At 41.8% G+C, this 17,126-nt stretch carries 17 protein-coding genes; 2 read left to right on the top strand and 15 right to left on the bottom strand.

The annotated features are described in order from the left end of the window. Positions 1-45 precede the first annotated feature (45 nt). Positions 46-1,377, top strand: a complete 1,332-nt coding sequence (locus ACZ5XR_RS08370; RefSeq protein WP_464501203.1) for a cytochrome P450 — start codon at positions 46-48, stop codon at positions 1,375-1,377. A 165-nt stretch (positions 1,378-1,542) separates the two neighbouring features. Here the strand turns inward: ACZ5XR_RS08370 and ACZ5XR_RS08365 are convergent, their stop codons facing one another. From ACZ5XR_RS08365 to ACZ5XR_RS08300, 14 genes are all read right to left on the bottom strand, one after another. Then, positions 1,543-2,337, bottom strand: coding sequence for an XdhC family protein (locus ACZ5XR_RS08365; RefSeq protein WP_464501202.1), 795 nt, complete (start codon positions 2,335-2,337; stop codon positions 1,543-1,545). A gap of 14 nt (positions 2,338-2,351) precedes the next feature. After that, entirely contained in the window at positions 2,352-3,215 is an 864-nt protein-coding gene (locus ACZ5XR_RS08360; protein ID WP_464501201.1) for an FAD binding domain-containing protein, read from the bottom strand. Beyond that, positions 3,200-3,676 carry a (2Fe-2S)-binding protein gene (locus ACZ5XR_RS08355; RefSeq protein ID WP_464501200.1) on the bottom strand — a complete coding sequence of 159 codons (477 nt, stop codon included), beginning with the start codon at positions 3,674-3,676 and terminating at the stop codon, positions 3,200-3,202. The genes ACZ5XR_RS08360 and ACZ5XR_RS08355 overlap by 16 nt, the downstream gene beginning before the upstream one ends. Continuing rightward, positions 3,673-5,835, bottom strand: coding sequence for a xanthine dehydrogenase family protein molybdopterin-binding subunit (locus ACZ5XR_RS08350; RefSeq protein WP_464501199.1), 2,163 nt, complete (start codon positions 5,833-5,835; stop codon positions 3,673-3,675). Before ACZ5XR_RS08350 ends, ACZ5XR_RS08355 begins: the two co-directional genes overlap by 4 nt. Before the next feature lie 91 nt (positions 5,836-5,926). Continuing rightward, positions 5,927-6,520, bottom strand: coding sequence for a nucleotidyltransferase family protein (locus ACZ5XR_RS08345; RefSeq protein ID WP_464501198.1), 594 nt, complete (start codon positions 6,518-6,520; stop codon positions 5,927-5,929). Between the two features lie 148 nt (positions 6,521-6,668). Then, positions 6,669-8,180: an MDR family MFS transporter gene (locus ACZ5XR_RS08340; protein ID WP_464501197.1), complete on the bottom strand. Its 1,512-nt coding sequence runs from the start codon at positions 8,178-8,180 to the stop codon at positions 6,669-6,671. Between the two features lie 216 nt (positions 8,181-8,396). Next, entirely contained in the window at positions 8,397-9,662 is a 1,266-nt protein-coding gene (locus ACZ5XR_RS08335; RefSeq protein WP_464501196.1) for an MFS transporter, read from the bottom strand. Between the two features lie 217 nt (positions 9,663-9,879). Then, positions 9,880-11,007, bottom strand: coding sequence for a pyrroloquinoline quinone biosynthesis protein PqqE (gene pqqE, locus ACZ5XR_RS08330; RefSeq protein WP_464501195.1), 1,128 nt, complete (start codon positions 11,005-11,007; stop codon positions 9,880-9,882). Further along, on the bottom strand, positions 10,979-11,326 hold the full coding sequence (gene pqqD / locus ACZ5XR_RS08325) for a pyrroloquinoline quinone biosynthesis peptide chaperone PqqD (protein ID WP_464501194.1): 348 nt from the start codon (positions 11,324-11,326) through the stop codon (positions 10,979-10,981). The genes pqqE and pqqD overlap by 29 nt, the downstream gene beginning before the upstream one ends. A gap of 316 nt (positions 11,327-11,642) precedes the next feature. Then, positions 11,643-12,377 carry a pyrroloquinoline-quinone synthase PqqC gene (pqqC, locus tag ACZ5XR_RS08320; RefSeq protein WP_464501193.1) on the bottom strand — a complete coding sequence of 245 codons (735 nt, stop codon included), beginning with the start codon at positions 12,375-12,377 and terminating at the stop codon, positions 11,643-11,645. 5 nt (positions 12,378-12,382) lie between these two features. Further along, a complete protein-coding gene (gene pqqB / locus ACZ5XR_RS08315; protein WP_464502262.1) occupies positions 12,383-13,300 on the bottom strand; it encodes a pyrroloquinoline quinone biosynthesis protein PqqB in 918 nt (305 codons plus the stop codon). Further along, complete coding sequence (locus ACZ5XR_RS08310; RefSeq protein WP_464501192.1) at positions 13,288-13,542, bottom strand: hypothetical protein; 255 nt, start codon at positions 13,540-13,542, stop codon at positions 13,288-13,290. The genes pqqB and ACZ5XR_RS08310 overlap by 13 nt, the downstream gene beginning before the upstream one ends. A gap of 62 nt (positions 13,543-13,604) precedes the next feature. Beyond that, positions 13,605-13,679, bottom strand: a complete 75-nt coding sequence (gene pqqA / locus ACZ5XR_RS08305; RefSeq protein WP_464502261.1) for a pyrroloquinoline quinone precursor peptide PqqA — start codon at positions 13,677-13,679, stop codon at positions 13,605-13,607. 283 nt (positions 13,680-13,962) lie between these two features. Beyond that, complete coding sequence (locus ACZ5XR_RS08300) at positions 13,963-15,930, bottom strand: outer membrane protein assembly factor BamB family protein (RefSeq protein WP_464501191.1); 1,968 nt, start codon at positions 15,928-15,930, stop codon at positions 13,963-13,965. A 255-nt stretch (positions 15,931-16,185) separates the two neighbouring features. Between ACZ5XR_RS08300 and ACZ5XR_RS08295 the strand changes: the two genes are divergently transcribed. Further along, entirely contained in the window at positions 16,186-16,725 is a 540-nt protein-coding gene (locus ACZ5XR_RS08295) for a hypothetical protein (RefSeq protein ID WP_464501190.1), read from the top strand. Between the two features lie 133 nt (positions 16,726-16,858). Here the strand turns inward: ACZ5XR_RS08295 and ACZ5XR_RS08290 are convergent, their stop codons facing one another. Continuing rightward, complete coding sequence (locus tag ACZ5XR_RS08290; protein WP_464501189.1) at positions 16,859-17,041, bottom strand: Fur-regulated basic protein FbpA; 183 nt, start codon at positions 17,039-17,041, stop codon at positions 16,859-16,861. Between the last annotated feature and the right edge of the window lie 85 nt (positions 17,042-17,126).

The following is a 17,126-nucleotide window of genomic DNA, read 5'->3' as shown; positions in this document are numbered from 1 at the left end:
TTAATTTGGATGGCGAAGAAATCTAATAAGACAGGGGGAGAGAATATGGAGGTTCAAGCAAAAGCAAAAGTCATTACAGCAGAGAAAAAAGAATATCAAAATTATCAAACAGAGGCAATCCAAACATTAAAACTCCTAGCTAACAAGTACGAGAAAGAATATGATTTTGTCAATATGCCTTTTGAAAACGGTACAAATCGGTATTTGATTTTAAATGCTGAGTATGTAGAGGATGTTTTACAAGCAAAACAAAAATCATTTAAAAAAGCTGCTTCTTTCGAATTTTTCAAACCATTGTTAGGCGAAGGACTTGTTACAAGCGAATGTTCGAAACACAAACGGGATCGTAGAATTATCCAGCCTTCATTCACTATGAAAAAATTAGCTGTATATGCAGAAGCAATGATTGCAAATACATTGGATTTATTAAATGAATGGAAAAATGATGCCGCTGAAAAACGTGATATTTCTAAAGATATGATGAAATTAACATTAAATGTGATTGCTCAAACCATGTTTGGCGCCCACATTGAGAAGGAAAAAGTTGCTCGTGTAGATAAAGCATTCTCCACGTTTTCACAACTGACGAGTATTGGATTTAGGGGTACAACGGATGTGGGTAATATCAAGGAACAGATGATTGAAATTATCAAAGAAATTGCATCGGTTATCGAGCCAATCATTAAACAGAAAAGAGCACAGAATTTAGATGAAAATGTTGATTTATTATCTGTTCTTCTTCATGCAAAAGATGAGGAGTCAGGTTTAGGTATGACCGATAAGGAGATTTATGAACAAGTCACGACAATCTTCTTTGCAGGACATGAAACCACTTCGAATGCATTGTCATGGACATGGTATCTATTATCTCAGAACCCGAAAATAGAAGAGAAGTTTCATAGGGAGTTAGAAGAAGTTTTGAGAGGAAAGACTCCAACGCTAGCCGATTATCAAAAGTTATCCTATACTAAAGCATTGCTTCATGAATCTATGAGAATTTTCCCTCCTGTTCATCAAATTGGACGACAAGCAGCAGAAGATGTAGAGCTGGGTGGATATGCATTTAAAAAAGGGGATGCATTTATCAATTCCCAATATATCATACATAGAAGCGAGAAATATTTTAAGAACCCACTGGAATTTTCACCTGAACGCTTTGAGCAAGGAATTCCAATAGATATTCCTAAATTCGCTTACTTTCCATTTGGGGGCGGAAGTCGTAGGTGCATTGGGGACCATTTTGCTTTAATGGAAGCTGTCCTAATTTTAGCTACAATCGGACAAAAATTTAGATTTGAAAACAGGGATGAAGTGAAGTTAATCCCGATGATCACACTTAGTCCAGATAAACTGCTTATGAAAATTATAGAGAGATAAAAAAGCTGTTTCTTTCATGAGCAGATGGAGCCTGCAAGGACTCCATCTTTTTTTATACACTCCTTGTTGGTTTTCTCTTTTCTTCTCGCCGGATCCAATCTTGAACTCAAGCTCCTGTTTTGCTGAAGGAGATACGATATACCCTTCCCTTCTTCTTCTATTTATTTATCTATTAACCTGTTTCACTTTGATAGATTTGTTTTCTCTGCTTACTTTGATGATTTCCCCAATAATACTGACGGCAATTTCATTTGTTGTCTCAGCGCTAATTTCCATTCCGATTGGGGAATGAACCTGCTCCAACTGTTCTTGTGTGACGCCTTCACTTTTTAATTTTTCAAAAATGGTTATCACCTTTCGCTTGCTGGCGACCATGCCAACATAGGCAATCGGAAATTGCAGGGCTGTCTTTAATACTTTATCATCCCCATCTTTTGTCACAATGACCACGTATGATTTTTCGTTTAAGTTGGCTTGGAGCAGAGCCTCTCCAATATCCTCGTTCACGAAGAGGTTCGTCGCTTTAGGAAAGCGTTCCTTCGTACTATAACCAACGCGGTCATCGACAATGCAATAGGGATATTCAAGGAAATCAGCAAGCTTTGAGAGTGCATAGGCTAAATGACCGGCTCCAGCCAGAACAAGTTCAGGCCTGCTTGTATAAACTTCAATAAATACCCTGAGTGTTCCGCCACAGCTCATTTGAATTCCATCTTTTGCATGTCGATTCAATTTGTATTCCACGATTTTCGATTGACCATTTTCAAGTGCTTTTACACTCTCTTGGATGATATAGTGTTCCGCTAATCCCCCGCCGACAGTGCCTTCAATCGTACCATCACGGTATACAATCATTTTTCCAACATGTCTGGGGGTTGAGCCTTGTGATTCAATAATCATGGCTAATGCAAAGGTTTCGTTTTGACGCGTCAGCATGGCCACTTTTTCCATTAGTAACATAATTAGCTCCCACCTTATTGATATTGCTTCCTGCTAAGAAAATAACGTAAAAGATTTAAGGCGACTGTTTTTCTGTATAAAGCGGTGGAGCGCTGGTCGTCGATTGGTTGAATGATCTTTTCGAAGGCTCCCACAACCTGAGAGATGTCAGCATCTGTTAAGGGAAAAGTCATTCCATGCAGCTTTTTCTCAATATCAATGGACCGAACCATCGTAGGTCCGACCGCCCCGAAGGCAAAACGAACATCCTCGATTCGAGCATCCTTTATCCGGATATAGCCGGCAAACGATACTTTGGCAATGGCATCTGCGTTGCGGTTCCCGACCTTTTCAAATACGACATTAGTTCCTTCTTCCAATATAGACGGCAAGATAATTTCAGCCAAAATTTCATTGTGAACCCGACTGACCCTTCGTGGACCTTGGATAAAATCACTAATCGGAACGATGCGATTACCTTTAACCGAGCGCAGCAATAGCTTCGCGTTGTATACATATAATAATGGCAGTGTGTCACCAGCCGGAGAAGCATTGCAAATATTCCCTCCCAATGTCCCTCTGTTTCGAATAGCCGGTGCGGCAATCGTTTTGATTGCGTTCTTTAATGGGTTTGGAATGTGCGGGTTCTCAAGCAATTCGCTATAGGTACAGCAGGCACCGATGTGGAGATGGTTCTGATTTTGATATACCTGCTTTAGCTCAGAAAGATGATCAATAAAAACAATCGGTTTCGAAATTTTCGGAGGAACTCCCCTTCGACTTTTGTGAAGAACCATAAGATCGGTGCCACCGGCCAAGATGGCACAGTCTTCTTTGTTCATTTGGTCCAATGTTTGGTCCAAACGTTCGAAGCGGTAGGTGGTTATTTTCTTTGCCATAAGCCATCCCCTATTTTTGCGGCATGATTTATCGCATCCACGATCATATTGTAACCCGTACATCGGCACAGATTTCCAGAAATCCCTTCACGAATTTCAGCCTCCGAAGGATGAGGGTTTTTCGATAATAAGGCAGCACTTGCCATGACCATCCCAGGAATGCAGTAACCGCATTGCACCCCTCCGGCAGTGGAATAGCTCTCATCTAAAATCTTAAATTGTTCCGTTTCCATGAGACCTTCGATCGTTTGAATTTCGGCTCCTTCAATCGAGCCAATCGGTATCAGGCAGCTGTTTTGCAGGAGGTTATTTACAAAAACACTGCAGGCTCCGCATTCCCCTTCACCGCAGCCTTCCTTTGTACCGATTAAATGAAACTCATCTCGTATAAAATCAAGTAATCTTTCTGTGGCAGGGGCATCCGTTTCTACCTTTCTTCCGTTCAGAGTAAATGTAATCATTCTTCTTCACCAACTTTCTTCCAAAGGCTTTCCATAATGACTTCAGGTGTGATCGGAATTTGCTGATAAGAAGTTTGCATTGCATCCTCGATCGCCGCCTGGACGGCCGGGGCGCCGCCGATTAACGTCAATTCACCTGCACCCTTTGCTCCATATGGACCATCCGCATAGGGGTTATCAAAGACCTTGCTTTCGATTGGAACCACGTCTAATGAAGTCGGCGGTCCATAATCCGATATGCTTTTTTGTTGGATTCTACCTTGTTTTGACGTCATCTTTTCCAGATAACCGTACGCTAACCCTTGAGCTAAACCGCCATCAATTTGGCCTTTCATAATCCGGTCATCGATGACCTTTCCCACTTCATAATTGCCGTATACTTTTGATAACTTTACATTTCCGGTTACCGTATCCACTTCTACTTCAACGATATTCACACCCCATGAATATGCCGGGTAGGCATCTCCAGTAAAGGTCAGCTCATCCCAAGGAATCATTTCCCGGTGAACATAGTGCTCCAATACTTCCTGTTCCTGACCTGTTTGCCACTGATCCTTCAATTTTTTTGCGGCACGTTGAAGCAATTTTCCGACAATCATCGTCGTCCTGGACGCTACGGTTGGACCGGAGTCGGGAACCTCTTTTGTATCGGGATCTGGGTACAGAACTTTTTCGTACGGGAGATCTAATTCTTTGGCAACAATTTTACTAAGTGTGGTATAAATGCCTTGTCCCATATCAGAATTGGAGATTTTTAGCGAGACATGGTCGTCCTTTGATTTAACCAACTTGACCGTTGCTTTAATATGATCTCTTTCGCCGCTGCCTGTAAAGCCACACCCGTGGAGGAACAGCGAAGTTCCGATTCCTTTTTTATAACGCTGGTTTTGTTGATTCAAACGGTGAAACTCCTCTTTTTTCTTTTTGTATTGGGAAGTGTTGAGTAAATCCTCAATCATCTCTTCCATTAATATTGGGTCTCGGAATTTTCCTTTGGTGATGGTGGAGTCTCCTTGTTTGACGAGGTATCTTCTTTTATAGTCAAGCGGATCAAGGTTAGCACGTTTACTTAGATGTCCCATATGACTTTCGATTCCGGCAAAGCTTTGAGGAGCACCAAAGCCTCTGAAGGCGCCGTTTGGAACGGTGTTCGTTTTAAGAACATACCCTCTTGCATGAAAATGCGGGATTTTATAAACTCCGGCACTGTTGATTAAGGCACGCTGCAGCACGACATTGCTCAACCCCAGATTCGCCCCGCCATCAAGATAAATGTCCACACACATGCTCAAAATATTTCCTTCTTGATCAAGGGCTGTTCGATATTTGAGTTTGGCTGGATGCCTTTTCGTCGTCACCACCATATCCTCAGAACGGTCGAACACAAGCATCACCGATTTTTTGACTGCTTTTGCAGCCACGGCTACGTGACAGGCCATCATCGAAGGAAATTCTTCTTTGCCGCCAAACCCTCCGCCTGTAGGACTTTGCACTACTCTGACTTCATCATCACCACATGCTAAAGCACTAAGCAATGCATTTTTTATATAATAAAGACATTGCATCGATCCCTGGACGACAATTTCATCCTCCTTATAAATGGCGAGCATTCCTTGTGGCTCAAGGTAGACATGCTCTTGATAACCCGTATCATATTCCTCTTCGATAATCTGATGTGCTCCCTGCTCGATTGCTGAAATGGTCTCTAAGCTTTCGCCGAATTCGTAGCTTGCCATAGTTAACCCGGAAGCCAATTTTTGTTGGATCGCTTCTTCCAATGTATAAATACCCTGATGTTCTTCCAAATCAATCTTCACTTCATTTACCAAACCGTACAAGATATTCAGGTCTTTTCCGACAAGCATGAGAATCGGCTCACCAATATATTGAACCCATTCATTGGCAAAAATGGGCTGGTCTTCTTTGATGATTTTGACATAATTCGGTCCGGGAATATGCTCTGCTCCAACCGCTTCATACCCCTCCGGAAGGTCTGGTAATTGAATGGATATGATTTTCCCATAAGCAATGGGCGACCGAACCAAAACACCATACACCATATTTTCAACTTTCACATCACTAATATAGGCCAACTGGCCCGATACTTTGCCGCTATGGTCTTTTTTGGGCACAGAGATGCTAATGTCTCTTAGATTCATTGCAACAACACCCTTCGACTCATTTTTTTCATCGATACCTCTTCCTACGATTTTATATAGGAAAATATTAATTTATGATTCATTTTTAAAATTAGGCATTTTCATACTCAATCGCGATTTGGTAATCCTCTGGTGTGTCCACATCCATTATGACTCCCGGGTCATCTACATTCACATATTTCTTTTCGAAACAGGTGAGAACCTCACGCAAATTACTTTCTGGACGGGTCTCAAGAATTTTCTGTTTCACTACGTTTGATAATTTGATAGGATGACCGCCTTTATAATGGAAGCTGGGTATCACGACATTCCCTTCGTGTTCGGCTAGCATTTGAATGATTTCTTTTTTAACAAGGGGACAATCCCCGGGTGTGAACAAGAAGGTTGGTGCATGTACTTCGCTACAGCCCTTTTGAATGGAACTGAACATTCCCTGGTGAAAGTTTTCATTGAAAACAAATTTTATCTTAAAAGAGTATGCCTTTTTATGAAGAATTTTTTCAAGTTCCGCCTCGATCACGTCCGCTTGAAACCCAGCTACGACAATAACCCTGCTGCATAGTCCTTCAAATTTTGATATCGTTTGCTCTAATATGCTCATTTGCCCCAGTGGTAAAGTCATTTTAAATGCATTTGCTCGGCTGGAATAGCCAGCAGCCAGGACGATCGCTTCTATTGTTATCACCTTCTATTCCCGCATTGTTTACGTAACTCATCCAATGGAAATCCAATAAAAGGATGATATTAATACTTATGTAAAAAGTTTAAAAAAGAGGCGATTTCCGGCAAAATAAAAAAAAGCCGCCAAAGATTTGGCGACTTTTAGTTCGACATTAGTGTTGGACTTGCTTTTGTTGCTCCAATACCTTTTTGTGTGACGGAAGGAACAGAGAAACAAGAAGGTTTGCAATCCCGAGGAAAAACACAAGAATAAATACGAGATGCAACCCATGGGCGAGCGCCTTATGGATCATTTCAATAACATTAGCTGGCAGCTTACTGATGGTATTTGAGCTTAAGACATTACTAATATTGCCGCCTCCGCTCCATGCACCGCCCGAATGTTCTTTTCCATAATTAATGCGCGAGTTGTTAAATATAGTCCCAAATACCGTAATCCCAACGGTTTGACCAATGGAACGGGTAAATGTGTTTGAAGCGGTTGCCGCTCCGCGCATTTGCCAGCCAACCGCCGATTGGACAAGAACAGTCGTTGGCGTTGTTGCGTAACCCATACCAATACCAATAACGATCATAATTCCAACAAAATACCAATAAGGGGATCCGAGTTCCAGGGCCAGTAACCATGTTCCCCCGAGCGCAATAAAGACGGAACCAAGGACGGCTGTAAACTTTGAACCTATTTTATACATATAACGTCCGGCAAATGTCGCTCCCAAAGGCCATGCAAACGACATTGGCATTAGCGTAAGTCCAGAGCTCGTTGCACTGTGGCCAAGAATGGTTTGGATCCACATTGGTAAATAAACATTCACGCCAATGAGGACAGAACTCGACAGAATTCCAATGAAATTGGAAACCAAGATAACTGGAATCCGAAATAACGATGGAGGAAGCATCGGTTCTTTTACTTTTGTTTCAATATAGCCAAAGAGGACAATAAAGACCACCGCAACAGCAAATAATATATAAATCGATGCTGAATTCCAAGCATATTTCTGACCTGGACCAGCATTTAGAAGAGCGTATAAAAGAGTTGAAATCCCTATTGTAAAAGTGATTGCTCCAAGGTAGTCAATTTTACGGTCCTTTTTCAATTCAACTGTCTCATGGAAAAAGATAGAGATTAACACGATTGAAATGATACCAACCGGCAAATTAATATAGAAAATCCAGCGCCAGCTGATTTGGTCCACAAAGAAGCCGCCAATTAACGGGCCAAGAAGACCTGCAATTCCCCAGATCGAACTAAACACACCTTGCATTTTTGCCCGCTGCTCACCTGGGTAGAGATCACCGATAATTGTAAAGGTTAACGGCATGACCGCTCCTGCCCCTATGCCTTGAAAAGCACGGAACCAAATTAATTGGGTCATCGTATGGGCGGCACCAGACAGCATGGAGCCGAGCACAAACAAAATGACCCCAGTCATAAAAATTTTCTTACGTCCAAATAAATCAGCTAATTTCCCGTAAATCGGTGTTGTTACAGATGTTGTAAGAGTATAGATCGCAAAGACCCAGCTGATTAATTCCAAACCACTAAGATCACTGACAATCTTGGGCATCGCCGTACTGACAACAGTGACATCAATGGCAACCAAAAGAATGGCAACAAGCATAGCAACTGTTACCATCTTACGATTCGTCATTGTATTCGACATGTTTTTATCCCCTTAAAAATAATTAATAATTGCATTTAGTTGCATGGATGCACACATACTCCAATCCTCTCCTATTTTTCTGTAATTACTTTTATTATTTAGTGTGCACGATACAACTTTCTATTTCTTATTATAACGAAAATGGAAATAGATTCAATTTTTATAAGAGAATAGAAGTATTTTCTTTTCCAAATGTCCAAGAGTTTATGTGAAAGGTCATCCCCCAGTAGAAGCATGCGATTTCATACGAATTTCATAGGTGCTGAAGATTCTTCCATATAAATAAGCAAAACTGAATTGTAAGCCAGAAGCTATGTAAAAAGGCAGGGACAGTGAACCTAATCCAAAAAGATAGCCGGTGAAATACGGTCCGATGGATGTGGGCAATTTTAATGAAAAAACGTTGATACTTGAAGCGAAACCGCTGCGCCTATCTCGAGTCAAACTGACACTCAAGGCTTGCTGTGCCCCCTGTGTACCTCTGTTTAAAGCCGTTCGAATGATATACAAAACAGATACAAGAGCAAAGGAGGATAGTAAGGGCATCAAGATCAAAAGCAGACTTGCTATGAAACGAACCAGCACAATGGATCGGATTGTCCCGTGTTTATGGGATAATCTTGCTTGTAAAATCGAGGTCGCACCCGTCGCGAAAAAAGTGACAGCCAAGGTGTTTCCGATTTGAGTAATGCTTGCCCCAAATTTAGCCGAAAACCAATAAGCCATCATCGGCCCCGTAAGTCCGATAGCAATCCCATTCAGAATATTGATACCAGCCAGCTTCAAGACCGCAGAATTTTCTTCACGTAAGAGGATCCCTGAATCCTCTTTTGGGGTAGCTTTATGTCTTTCAGCTTCCCCTCCGTGAATAGTTAAAATGAGTGACGTGGTAACAAGTGATACAACAAAGATAAATAAGAAAATAGGACGAAAAGAAGATCCCCCAAGAAGGATTTGATTCCATAAGGCCGTGGTACCGGCAAGCACGGCACCTGTTCCCATTCCAAAAAAGCTAAGGGCATTATTCAGACTATAAACCTTTCCACGCTCGGATTTTGGGATAAAGGCCGCCAGCCAGGCCTGCTCTGCGGGGGCACAAGGACTCGGAGAACCAGCGTCCGCCTTCCCAAAGCCAGATAGGGTGATTGCGATAAACAACAAGATCGTGTCTGTTGATAATACCCCAATCAACGCACATCCTGCTGTTAATAGCTCAGAAAATAGGATAAAGGGTTTTCTCCCCAAACGATCGCTAAAAATACCGATTACGGGTGCTAGTCCCACTCCGAGTAAACCTCCGGCAGCAATCACACTTCCAATTGCGGCTGTGCTCCATCCCAATGCATCGAGATATAGTGATAGATCAACAACCAGCATACCTTGTCCAATACTTCGTAAGGCATTGACCAGCATCAGTTTTCTGGCCATCGGATGAATTTTTCCAGCTTTTTCATACTCTTTAGTAACAATCTTAAACTTCATTCTTTTCACTTCTTTTCTATTTTTCATAGAGGTGCATGGTATTAACCAACATTAGCAAATAGAAAACCTTACTAAAAGAGTTCCAAATTAAACTTCCATTTATTCACAATCCTTTATCGGTTTATGTTATGGAAGCTTGTCACCATAATGCCTAACAAATGAAAAAAGGTGCTAAAGGTTATGTACAGGACCCTTTTAGCACCAAGTTAACATTTATTTATTTTTGAAACGTTTTTTCCGTCGAAAATCTCCGATAGATAATGGATGTTGCCTGTTTCAAAGGTTGGCGATTGGCATCCTTAATCGCTTTTTCAATCAAATGATGTTTTGGGGCCCATTGGCAGACTGGATCCGTTGCATGAGCATCCCCGGTTAACGCATAAGCTTGACAACGGCAGCCTCCACCATCTTGGTGTCTTTGTTCACAGGAAAGACAGGGTTCGGGCAGCCATGCATCACCGCGGAAACAATTAAAGGAATCCGATTCATACCAAATCTGTCTTAAAGATGCCTTACGGACATTTTCAAAACGTAATCCTTCAATCATCCCTGCGGTTGGGCAAGGAAGGACTGTCCCATCCGGTGCTATGGTAAGACCGATTTCCCCCCATCCCCCCATACAAGGCTTAGGTGCCGGCGCATAATAATCAGGAATAACCCAAATCATTTCCATTTTTTTCTCAAGGCGTTTTTTTGCAGATTCATAGATTTCACTGGCGCGCTTGACCTGATCCCAGCTGGGTAATAACTGTGCCTGATTGAGCAATGCCCAATTATAATATTGGGTGTTCGCGAGCTCCAGCCGTTCAGCTCCCCATTCCTCTGCTAGATTAATAATCTCTTGTAAATAATCGAGATTCATCCGGTGCAATACTACATTTAACGACAAATGCAATCCGGCTTTTTTGACTGCCGCGGCTGCTTGCCGTTTCTTCTCAAATGCTTTATATCCGCCAATAAGGTCCGAAAGCTTTTGATCCGCCGCCTGGAAGCTTACCTGCACATTTTCAATACCAGCTTCTCCCAGTCGTGCTGCCTTTTCCGTTGTTAAGCCTATTCCGCTTGTAATGAGATTGGTGTACATCTCTAATGAATGAGCATGTCGAATCAGGTCTTCCAAGTCGTCGCGTAAGAGTGGCTCACCACCTGAAAAATGGACTTCTACGATTCCCAAATCGGCAGCTTCCGTTAGGACACGATACCAGCCTTCGGTTGTAAGTTCCATTTCCTGTGATGACATTTTTAACGGATTTGAACAATAAGGACAATGTAAAGGACAGCGATGAGTCATTTCAGCAAGGAGCGAATATGGGGGGTTAACATCCCTCGTTATCGATTGAGTCATGATGTTGCATCACCACCCATCCTTGATCCTCCATTTCCCGAAGAAACTCGGAAATGTCTGCTGCCATCGCTTTCAATTCGGGCAGAGCATCTGGAGCGCTTCCTTCTGTGTCTGCCTCGAGTGAGTTCCTTATCTTTTCAGTGATGTGGTTCACCGATTGACTCCCGTCACAAAGAGTAAGGATCGACGCTGCAGTTTCATTTAGGACCACAACCTTTTCCGGCAGCAAAAGGAGATGCTGTTCTCTCACCTTATCAAATTTTAGCCGGGCCTTTGCCGCAAGTTTTGGAAAGCTAGCAGTTAAAATTGGCTCCACCACCCATCATTCATTCTCTCCTTTTTAGTTAGCTCTACCTTAAAAGTTGATTTCACTGTGTTTGAAAAATAACCGTAAAATTCCGTTTAAATCGGGAAATACCTGTATTTCCTTAAAAATAAAGGGAGTTTTTCCGTTTATATGATCAAAACCATTGGATTTTGTCTTATTTAGAGCAGTTAATCGGAATATCTCCGCCTATATCTGCCTCTTAAGCCCTCTCTATCCACTTTAGCCGGAAATTCTCCGCTTATGGATTCTCCTACCTACACGAAAATCAACAATGAATAATAAGAGAACCTTTAATTTAAACACACGTTCAGGTTATAGAGGGATAAGCTTTTTCAATAGCATCAAGCTGCACCCACAATACATCACATTTAAATTTTAGTGCGTCAACGGCCCTCTGTTGCTCTTCCACCGTTTGACAATGCGTTAAAACCAATCTGAGGGCGCAATCCGAATCGAGTGGTGCTTGTGTCAAGCGACTTTGGAAATAATCGAAACCCCTCCTGTCAATCCACGGATATAATCGTTCCAGGAATTTCATTCGCTTCGAGATGAGATCCGGTGAAAATAATTCAGTTAAAGAGGAAGCCACCGCTTCAATCCACGGTTTTGTCCGCGCAAAATTAACATAGGCATCAACAGAAAAACGAACGCCGGGTACAACATGCTCCTCACTCAGAACTTCTTCTCTGGACAAACCGACTGCTTCTCCCAGCCGCAGCCATGCTTCAATGCCGCCTTCCTCCCCATCAGTACCGTCATGGTCAGTGATCCGCCTAATCCATTCACGACGCAGTTCCCTTGACGGCAGGTTCGACAAGATGGCTGCGTCCTTAATCGGAACTGATTTTTGATAGTAGTACCGATTGGCCACCCATCCGCGCATTTGTTCCCTGCTTAATTTTCCTTGATGCATGGCTAGATGAAAAGGATGTTTATCATGATAGAAAGAGCGTCCTACATCCCTTAATTTTTCTGTAAATTCTTCCTTCGTCCAAGGCTTTACCTCTACCTTTTCTTGACTTACTGCCTCACCTTGCTTCAAGATGATTACACCTCCACTTCCATACCGTCAAAGGCAATTTCTAAGCCCATTTGTTCCAATATATACCTTTCCATTGAATCCCTCTTCAGAATAGGGTTGCTGTTATTAATGTGAATCATGATTTTTCGTTCTGCTGGAAATGATGCTAACATCTCCGCGATACCCGATTCACCACTAATGGGTATATGCCCCATGTTACTTGCGCTGCGTTTAGTTGCGCCCATCTTGACCAGTTCTTCTTCGGACCAAAAAGTTCCGTCGACCATCAAAACATCAGCTTTCCGCAAACAGGCTTCTATTTCTGGAGTGATGTTTACTAATGTAGGAAAGTAGGCAAGACTTCTGCCGGTGCTTTCATTCCGTAGAACCAATCCAACCTCCCAAAAATCTTCCAGGGGATCATCCAACTTGTTTGACAAGGCATAAAGCGGCGGTTTTCTTGAAACCGGCACCGTCTCTACGAGGATTGTTGCTTCCCCTGATGTCCCTATCCTCTGCACGAAATCAGGGTGAAGGTGCTGCCATTCCCAAGTGCAATAGTTTTTGAGCATCGGGAACACGGGAAAAGCGGTTTGCAGACATGTCTTTACAGTTCCAGTGCCATAGATGGTCATTGAAGAACCCTCGCGCAATGACAATAACCCAATCGTATGATCGAGCTCGGCATCGGTAAGAATAACACCGGCTAGAGGTGTTTCTCTAATTCCAGGGCCCGGATGCAGCGAAGCAAATGATTCAATTTGCTTGTGAACATCCGGGCCAGCATTGATGAGGTACCAATCCTTATCATTGGAGCTTACAGCAAGAGAGGATTGTAATAGCGGTATAAATGCTTCATTTCCTTCGCGGACACCGCGACAGTTTGAACAAGCACAATTCCACTGAGGAAATCCCCCTCCTGCTGCTGTTCCTAGGACTCTAATTCTAATTTGGATTCAGTCCTTTCACGGGAGATTCCAACTTCCTTCCTGCTATTATCCCTTTGTTTACTAATTAATCTTCCTACTTGCCACCCAATAACAATATTGACCAAAGCCATGAGGGGATATAGGATATAGTCTCCGATTGGTTCAGGAGTCAGGAGGTCGACGACCAGCCACCCTCCAGCTGTTGCACAACCAATAATCGCGCCTATCAATGATTTTACATAACGATTCATTCTCATCCGCACATCCTTCGTTGATTTTTAAAACCATTTAAGCATGTACCAGAGACAGCAGAGTCATGTTATTTGCCAATGTAGGAATACATCGTTACCTCAGAAGATGTATTAATCACTTTATACTCAGGCTTCACCCACATGTTTTTACCCCCCTTTCATGTCACTGTGTATTTTGACTTTATCTCAGTGTCTGATTTTCCCTTTCAAAAATATCTTATGTTTGGGGAATAACCAAAATAACTAGAATTTCGACTTGAAGTTGTCCAAAAATATTACGGAGTTTTGCAATATTTAGCAAAAACGGACAAGAACGTAGCGGTATTCCCTTTTAAACTTAAATAAAAAAACCTGAGTCCGGATGATGTCGAACTCAGGTTTTTTTATATATTTTGCATAAAGAATTATCTTTGTGATTCGATATTGTTACTTCTTACCGGCCAGCCATTTTGCTAATGCTTTCGCTTGATCTGCGTTAACGAGACCTCCCGGCATACGCCCGCCACCGTTCATAATTTGATTAACAATATCCTGTTCTGTCATGGATGAACCGACATGCTGGAGATTAGGACCGGCCCCTCCTACCAGATTTGCACCATGGCAAGAAATACAGCTCGTTTTGTAAATAGATTCGGCGTTCATACTAGCCGGTTGCTTCCTCGGTTTTTCTTTATTACCGTGGCTTCCATGATTCGCATCATCGGTTTTCCCTGAACCTTGACTTTGTTCAGGAATGACCTTTTCTTTACCGCCAAGCCCATAAGCAACAATTTTCGTACCGGTAACGAAGGCAACATATTGTTTCCCTTTATCCATATAAATCGCTGGCGCCATCATGATCTGATCTCCACCGCTCTTCATATTCCATAACACTTTTCCACTTTTGATATCCATAGCGCTAACACTTCCGTCCAAAGCCCCATAAAAGGCAAGTCCTGAAGCCGTACTCGTAAAACCACCGCGCATCGGTTGCTTCGTCTTGATCTGATAGGCTTTCTTACCGGTATTCACATCGATGGCCGTAATCGTGCCGGAGATTTCAACACCTTTAGGGGTAAGTGACATCTCCGTTCCCGGAAATAAACCATTTTTTTTGTCAACTTCTTGTTCATTTTTTGCGGCAATATTTAAAGAGGGCATGTTAATACCCGGAATTAAGACATAATTAGATTCAGGGTCATACGTTTCTGGTGCGTAATTTTGCCCGCCTTCAACCCCTGGCCATTGGGGTAACGCTTTACTTGTATCCGTCGGCAGTGGCGTATGCTGGATTTTTACAAATGGAACCCCATCATAAATGGTCTCCCCCGTTTTCGCATCCCATGCAAACCATTTTCCGTTCTTGCCTCCATGAACGACGACCTTTTTCTTATTGCCGCTAACCGTAGCATTTAGAACCATCGGAGTGGAGGCAGCATCGTAATCCCACTCATCATGTTCAACTTCTGATTTTGCCCAAATCAATTTACCTGTTTTACTATCAAGCGCAACGACCGAATCAGTATAAGGGTTTTTACCCGGGCGAGCTTTTATAAAAAAGTCAGGTGCCGGGTTCCCTACGCCGAAATACATCATATCGGTTTCCGGGTCAAAAGACATCGGATTCCAGACGGCGCCGCCCCCGGTATATTTACCCTTCACCCAGCCCTTTCCTTTTTCAGGAACAGTCCAGAATGGTTGATTCCAGGCCGGCTTCAGATCGCTTGCTCTGAAGGCCATAACGAAACCGCGAATACCATTATCGCCTCCGCTGCTCCCGACATAGATGTTGCCCTTGTAGTACATAGGCGCCGAAGTTTCATAATACCTGTTTTCAAGTGTAACCCCTTTCATGGTATCCCAAAAATTAATCATCTTAATTAATTTTCCGGATTTCGCATCAAGCTTGGCTAAACGATTATCCGCCATAAGGACAAAAACATTCCCATCGGCAACTGCTACGCCTCGGCTGGCAACAACCTCTAAAAGGCTGAGGTCCGCTTTAGCAAGATGGTCTAGAACATCTTTCGGCGGAATCCACTCCCAAATCTTTTTTCCATTAGAGGCATTGATGGCAAACACTCGGTTAAAGGAAGTTGTTACATACATGACACCATCTTTAACAACCGGGTAATCCTCCGAGGCATTTGGAACTTTGTTTTCCCAATTAGCTAAATCTGACTGCCAGACAATTCCTAAATCCTTAACATTGTCTTTTGTAATTTCTTTATAAGGGACATGACGGGTTTGTTGATCGTTATATCCCCAAATTGGAAAGCCGGTATCTACTGTAACTTTGGCGGGAGGTTTATTGGCAGTTTTAGTTTTTTGCTTATTCTCTTGTTTTGTTTGACAGCCAACAATTAACATCATTGCCAAGAAAGCTACGCCTATCTCTTTTCCGTAAAGCCTCAAGAAAAGACCTCCTATGCTATAATTTCAAGGGTTTTCAAAGGTGGTCAATCTGTTCCCCTAATGGCCTCTTTCATTAGGTTTTTGAAGTTCCCCCTGCATGAGAAAACTAATTTTTTTGGAGCCACCTCAACTTCTAGATTGAGTAAAACCTTCCTTAATTATGCAAAAAAAGAGGAAGAGGGTACCTTAAATTTTTCTATTCTATACAGCGTTTTGGATTTAAGAATATTTACTAAAAATGGAGGCAATTTATATATGAGGATGGTCATAAAACCAAGAAACACCGGATTATACATTAATCCCCAAATACTTAAATTTCAGGATGGTGGTCAAATGAAGTTTTTCGCTAAATGTACAAATGGTATTAGTAGTTTTATCTTATTACTATTCCTACTAGTAGGTTTTGGATTGGTTACTTCTCAAAGTGCAATGGCTAAATCGGAAAATTTTCTCGGTTCTGCAGAAGATCATGGCATAATACTTACTATTAATAACTATGCCATACAGAACTACGGCCAAGAAATGGTAGTGTTTTATACAGTACAATCAAAATCAGGACAACTGATGGAGGCAGATGGGACAAGTGTTTTAAAAAAATCGGATTTCTCTATAGGAAACCATCTCGTTCAAGGAAATAACACTTGGCATAAAAAATTAAGCAATCAGAAATATCAAGGTGCAGTAAAGGTAGCTTTGCCTCAATATAGACCTGCCATTTCTAATGTAGAATTTTATACAGATGCCATTCTTAATCAAAAAGGACAATGGAAGATTAACTTTCAAATTAAAAAGTAATTAAAAATATAATTGATTTTTCACCACAAAAAAACACTCACGAATGCTGTTTTCACAACATTTGTGAGTGTTTTATCGTTTTAACTTAACTATCTATTCTTTACAGTAATGGCATTCTTGCAAGCGTATCCTTTTATACCCATTGAATGGAACCAAACTCACCATGCGGATGGTTTTGTAATTTGTATCTCCTATATTCATATTCTAATTTCGAAAGTTTCATCTCATAAAGCTGTTGGTCCTCTTTGTTATAAACATTCAAAAATATTAGTTTATTGATTAGTTTTTGACGCTTTTTTTCATCCTTATTTCTCATCAGAAACACTCCTTCAGTTTTATAACAAACTTCCTTTGACAACAACAACTTTTAAACCGATCTGATTACATTTAAATTATTTGAA

The sequence above is a fragment of the Neobacillus sp. Fa239 genome (assembly GCF_055395235.1).
Note: the sequence above shows the minus strand (reverse complement) of the source record. Positions and strands in the feature narration are given on the sequence as shown.

Bases quoted from the DNA above. Each gene is read 5' to 3' on its own strand.
- ACZ5XR_RS08355 (WP_464501200.1), bottom strand. From the start codon at position 3,676: ATGATTACATTTACTCTGAACGGAAGAAAGGTAGAAACGGATGCCCCT.
- ACZ5XR_RS08360 (WP_464501201.1), bottom strand. From the start codon at position 3,215: ATGGCAAAGAAAATAACCACCTACCGCTTCGAACGTTTGGACCAAACA.
- ACZ5XR_RS08310 (WP_464501192.1), bottom strand. From the start codon at position 13,542: ATGAGAATGAATCGTTATGTAAAATCATTGATAGGCGCGATTATTGGT.
- ACZ5XR_RS08350 (WP_464501199.1), bottom strand. From the start codon at position 5,835: ATGAATCTAAGAGACATTAGCATCTCTGTGCCCAAAAAAGACCATAGC.
- ACZ5XR_RS08335 (WP_464501196.1), bottom strand. From the start codon at position 9,662: ATGAAGTTTAAGATTGTTACTAAAGAGTATGAAAAAGCTGGAAAAATT.
- ACZ5XR_RS08340 (WP_464501197.1), bottom strand. From the start codon at position 8,180: ATGTCGAATACAATGACGAATCGTAAGATGGTAACAGTTGCTATGCTT.
- ACZ5XR_RS08295 (WP_464501190.1), top strand. From the start codon at position 16,186: ATGAGGATGGTCATAAAACCAAGAAACACCGGATTATACATTAATCCC.
- ACZ5XR_RS08365 (WP_464501202.1), bottom strand. From the start codon at position 2,337: ATGTTACTAATGGAAAAAGTGGCCATGCTGACGCGTCAAAACGAAACC.
- ACZ5XR_RS08370 (WP_464501203.1), top strand. From the start codon at position 46: ATGGAGGTTCAAGCAAAAGCAAAAGTCATTACAGCAGAGAAAAAAGAA.
- ACZ5XR_RS08290 (WP_464501189.1), bottom strand. From the start codon at position 17,041: ATGAGAAATAAGGATGAAAAAAAGCGTCAAAAACTAATCAATAAACTA.
- pqqE (WP_464501195.1), bottom strand. From the start codon at position 11,007: ATGACTCAATCGATAACGAGGGATGTTAACCCCCCATATTCGCTCCTT.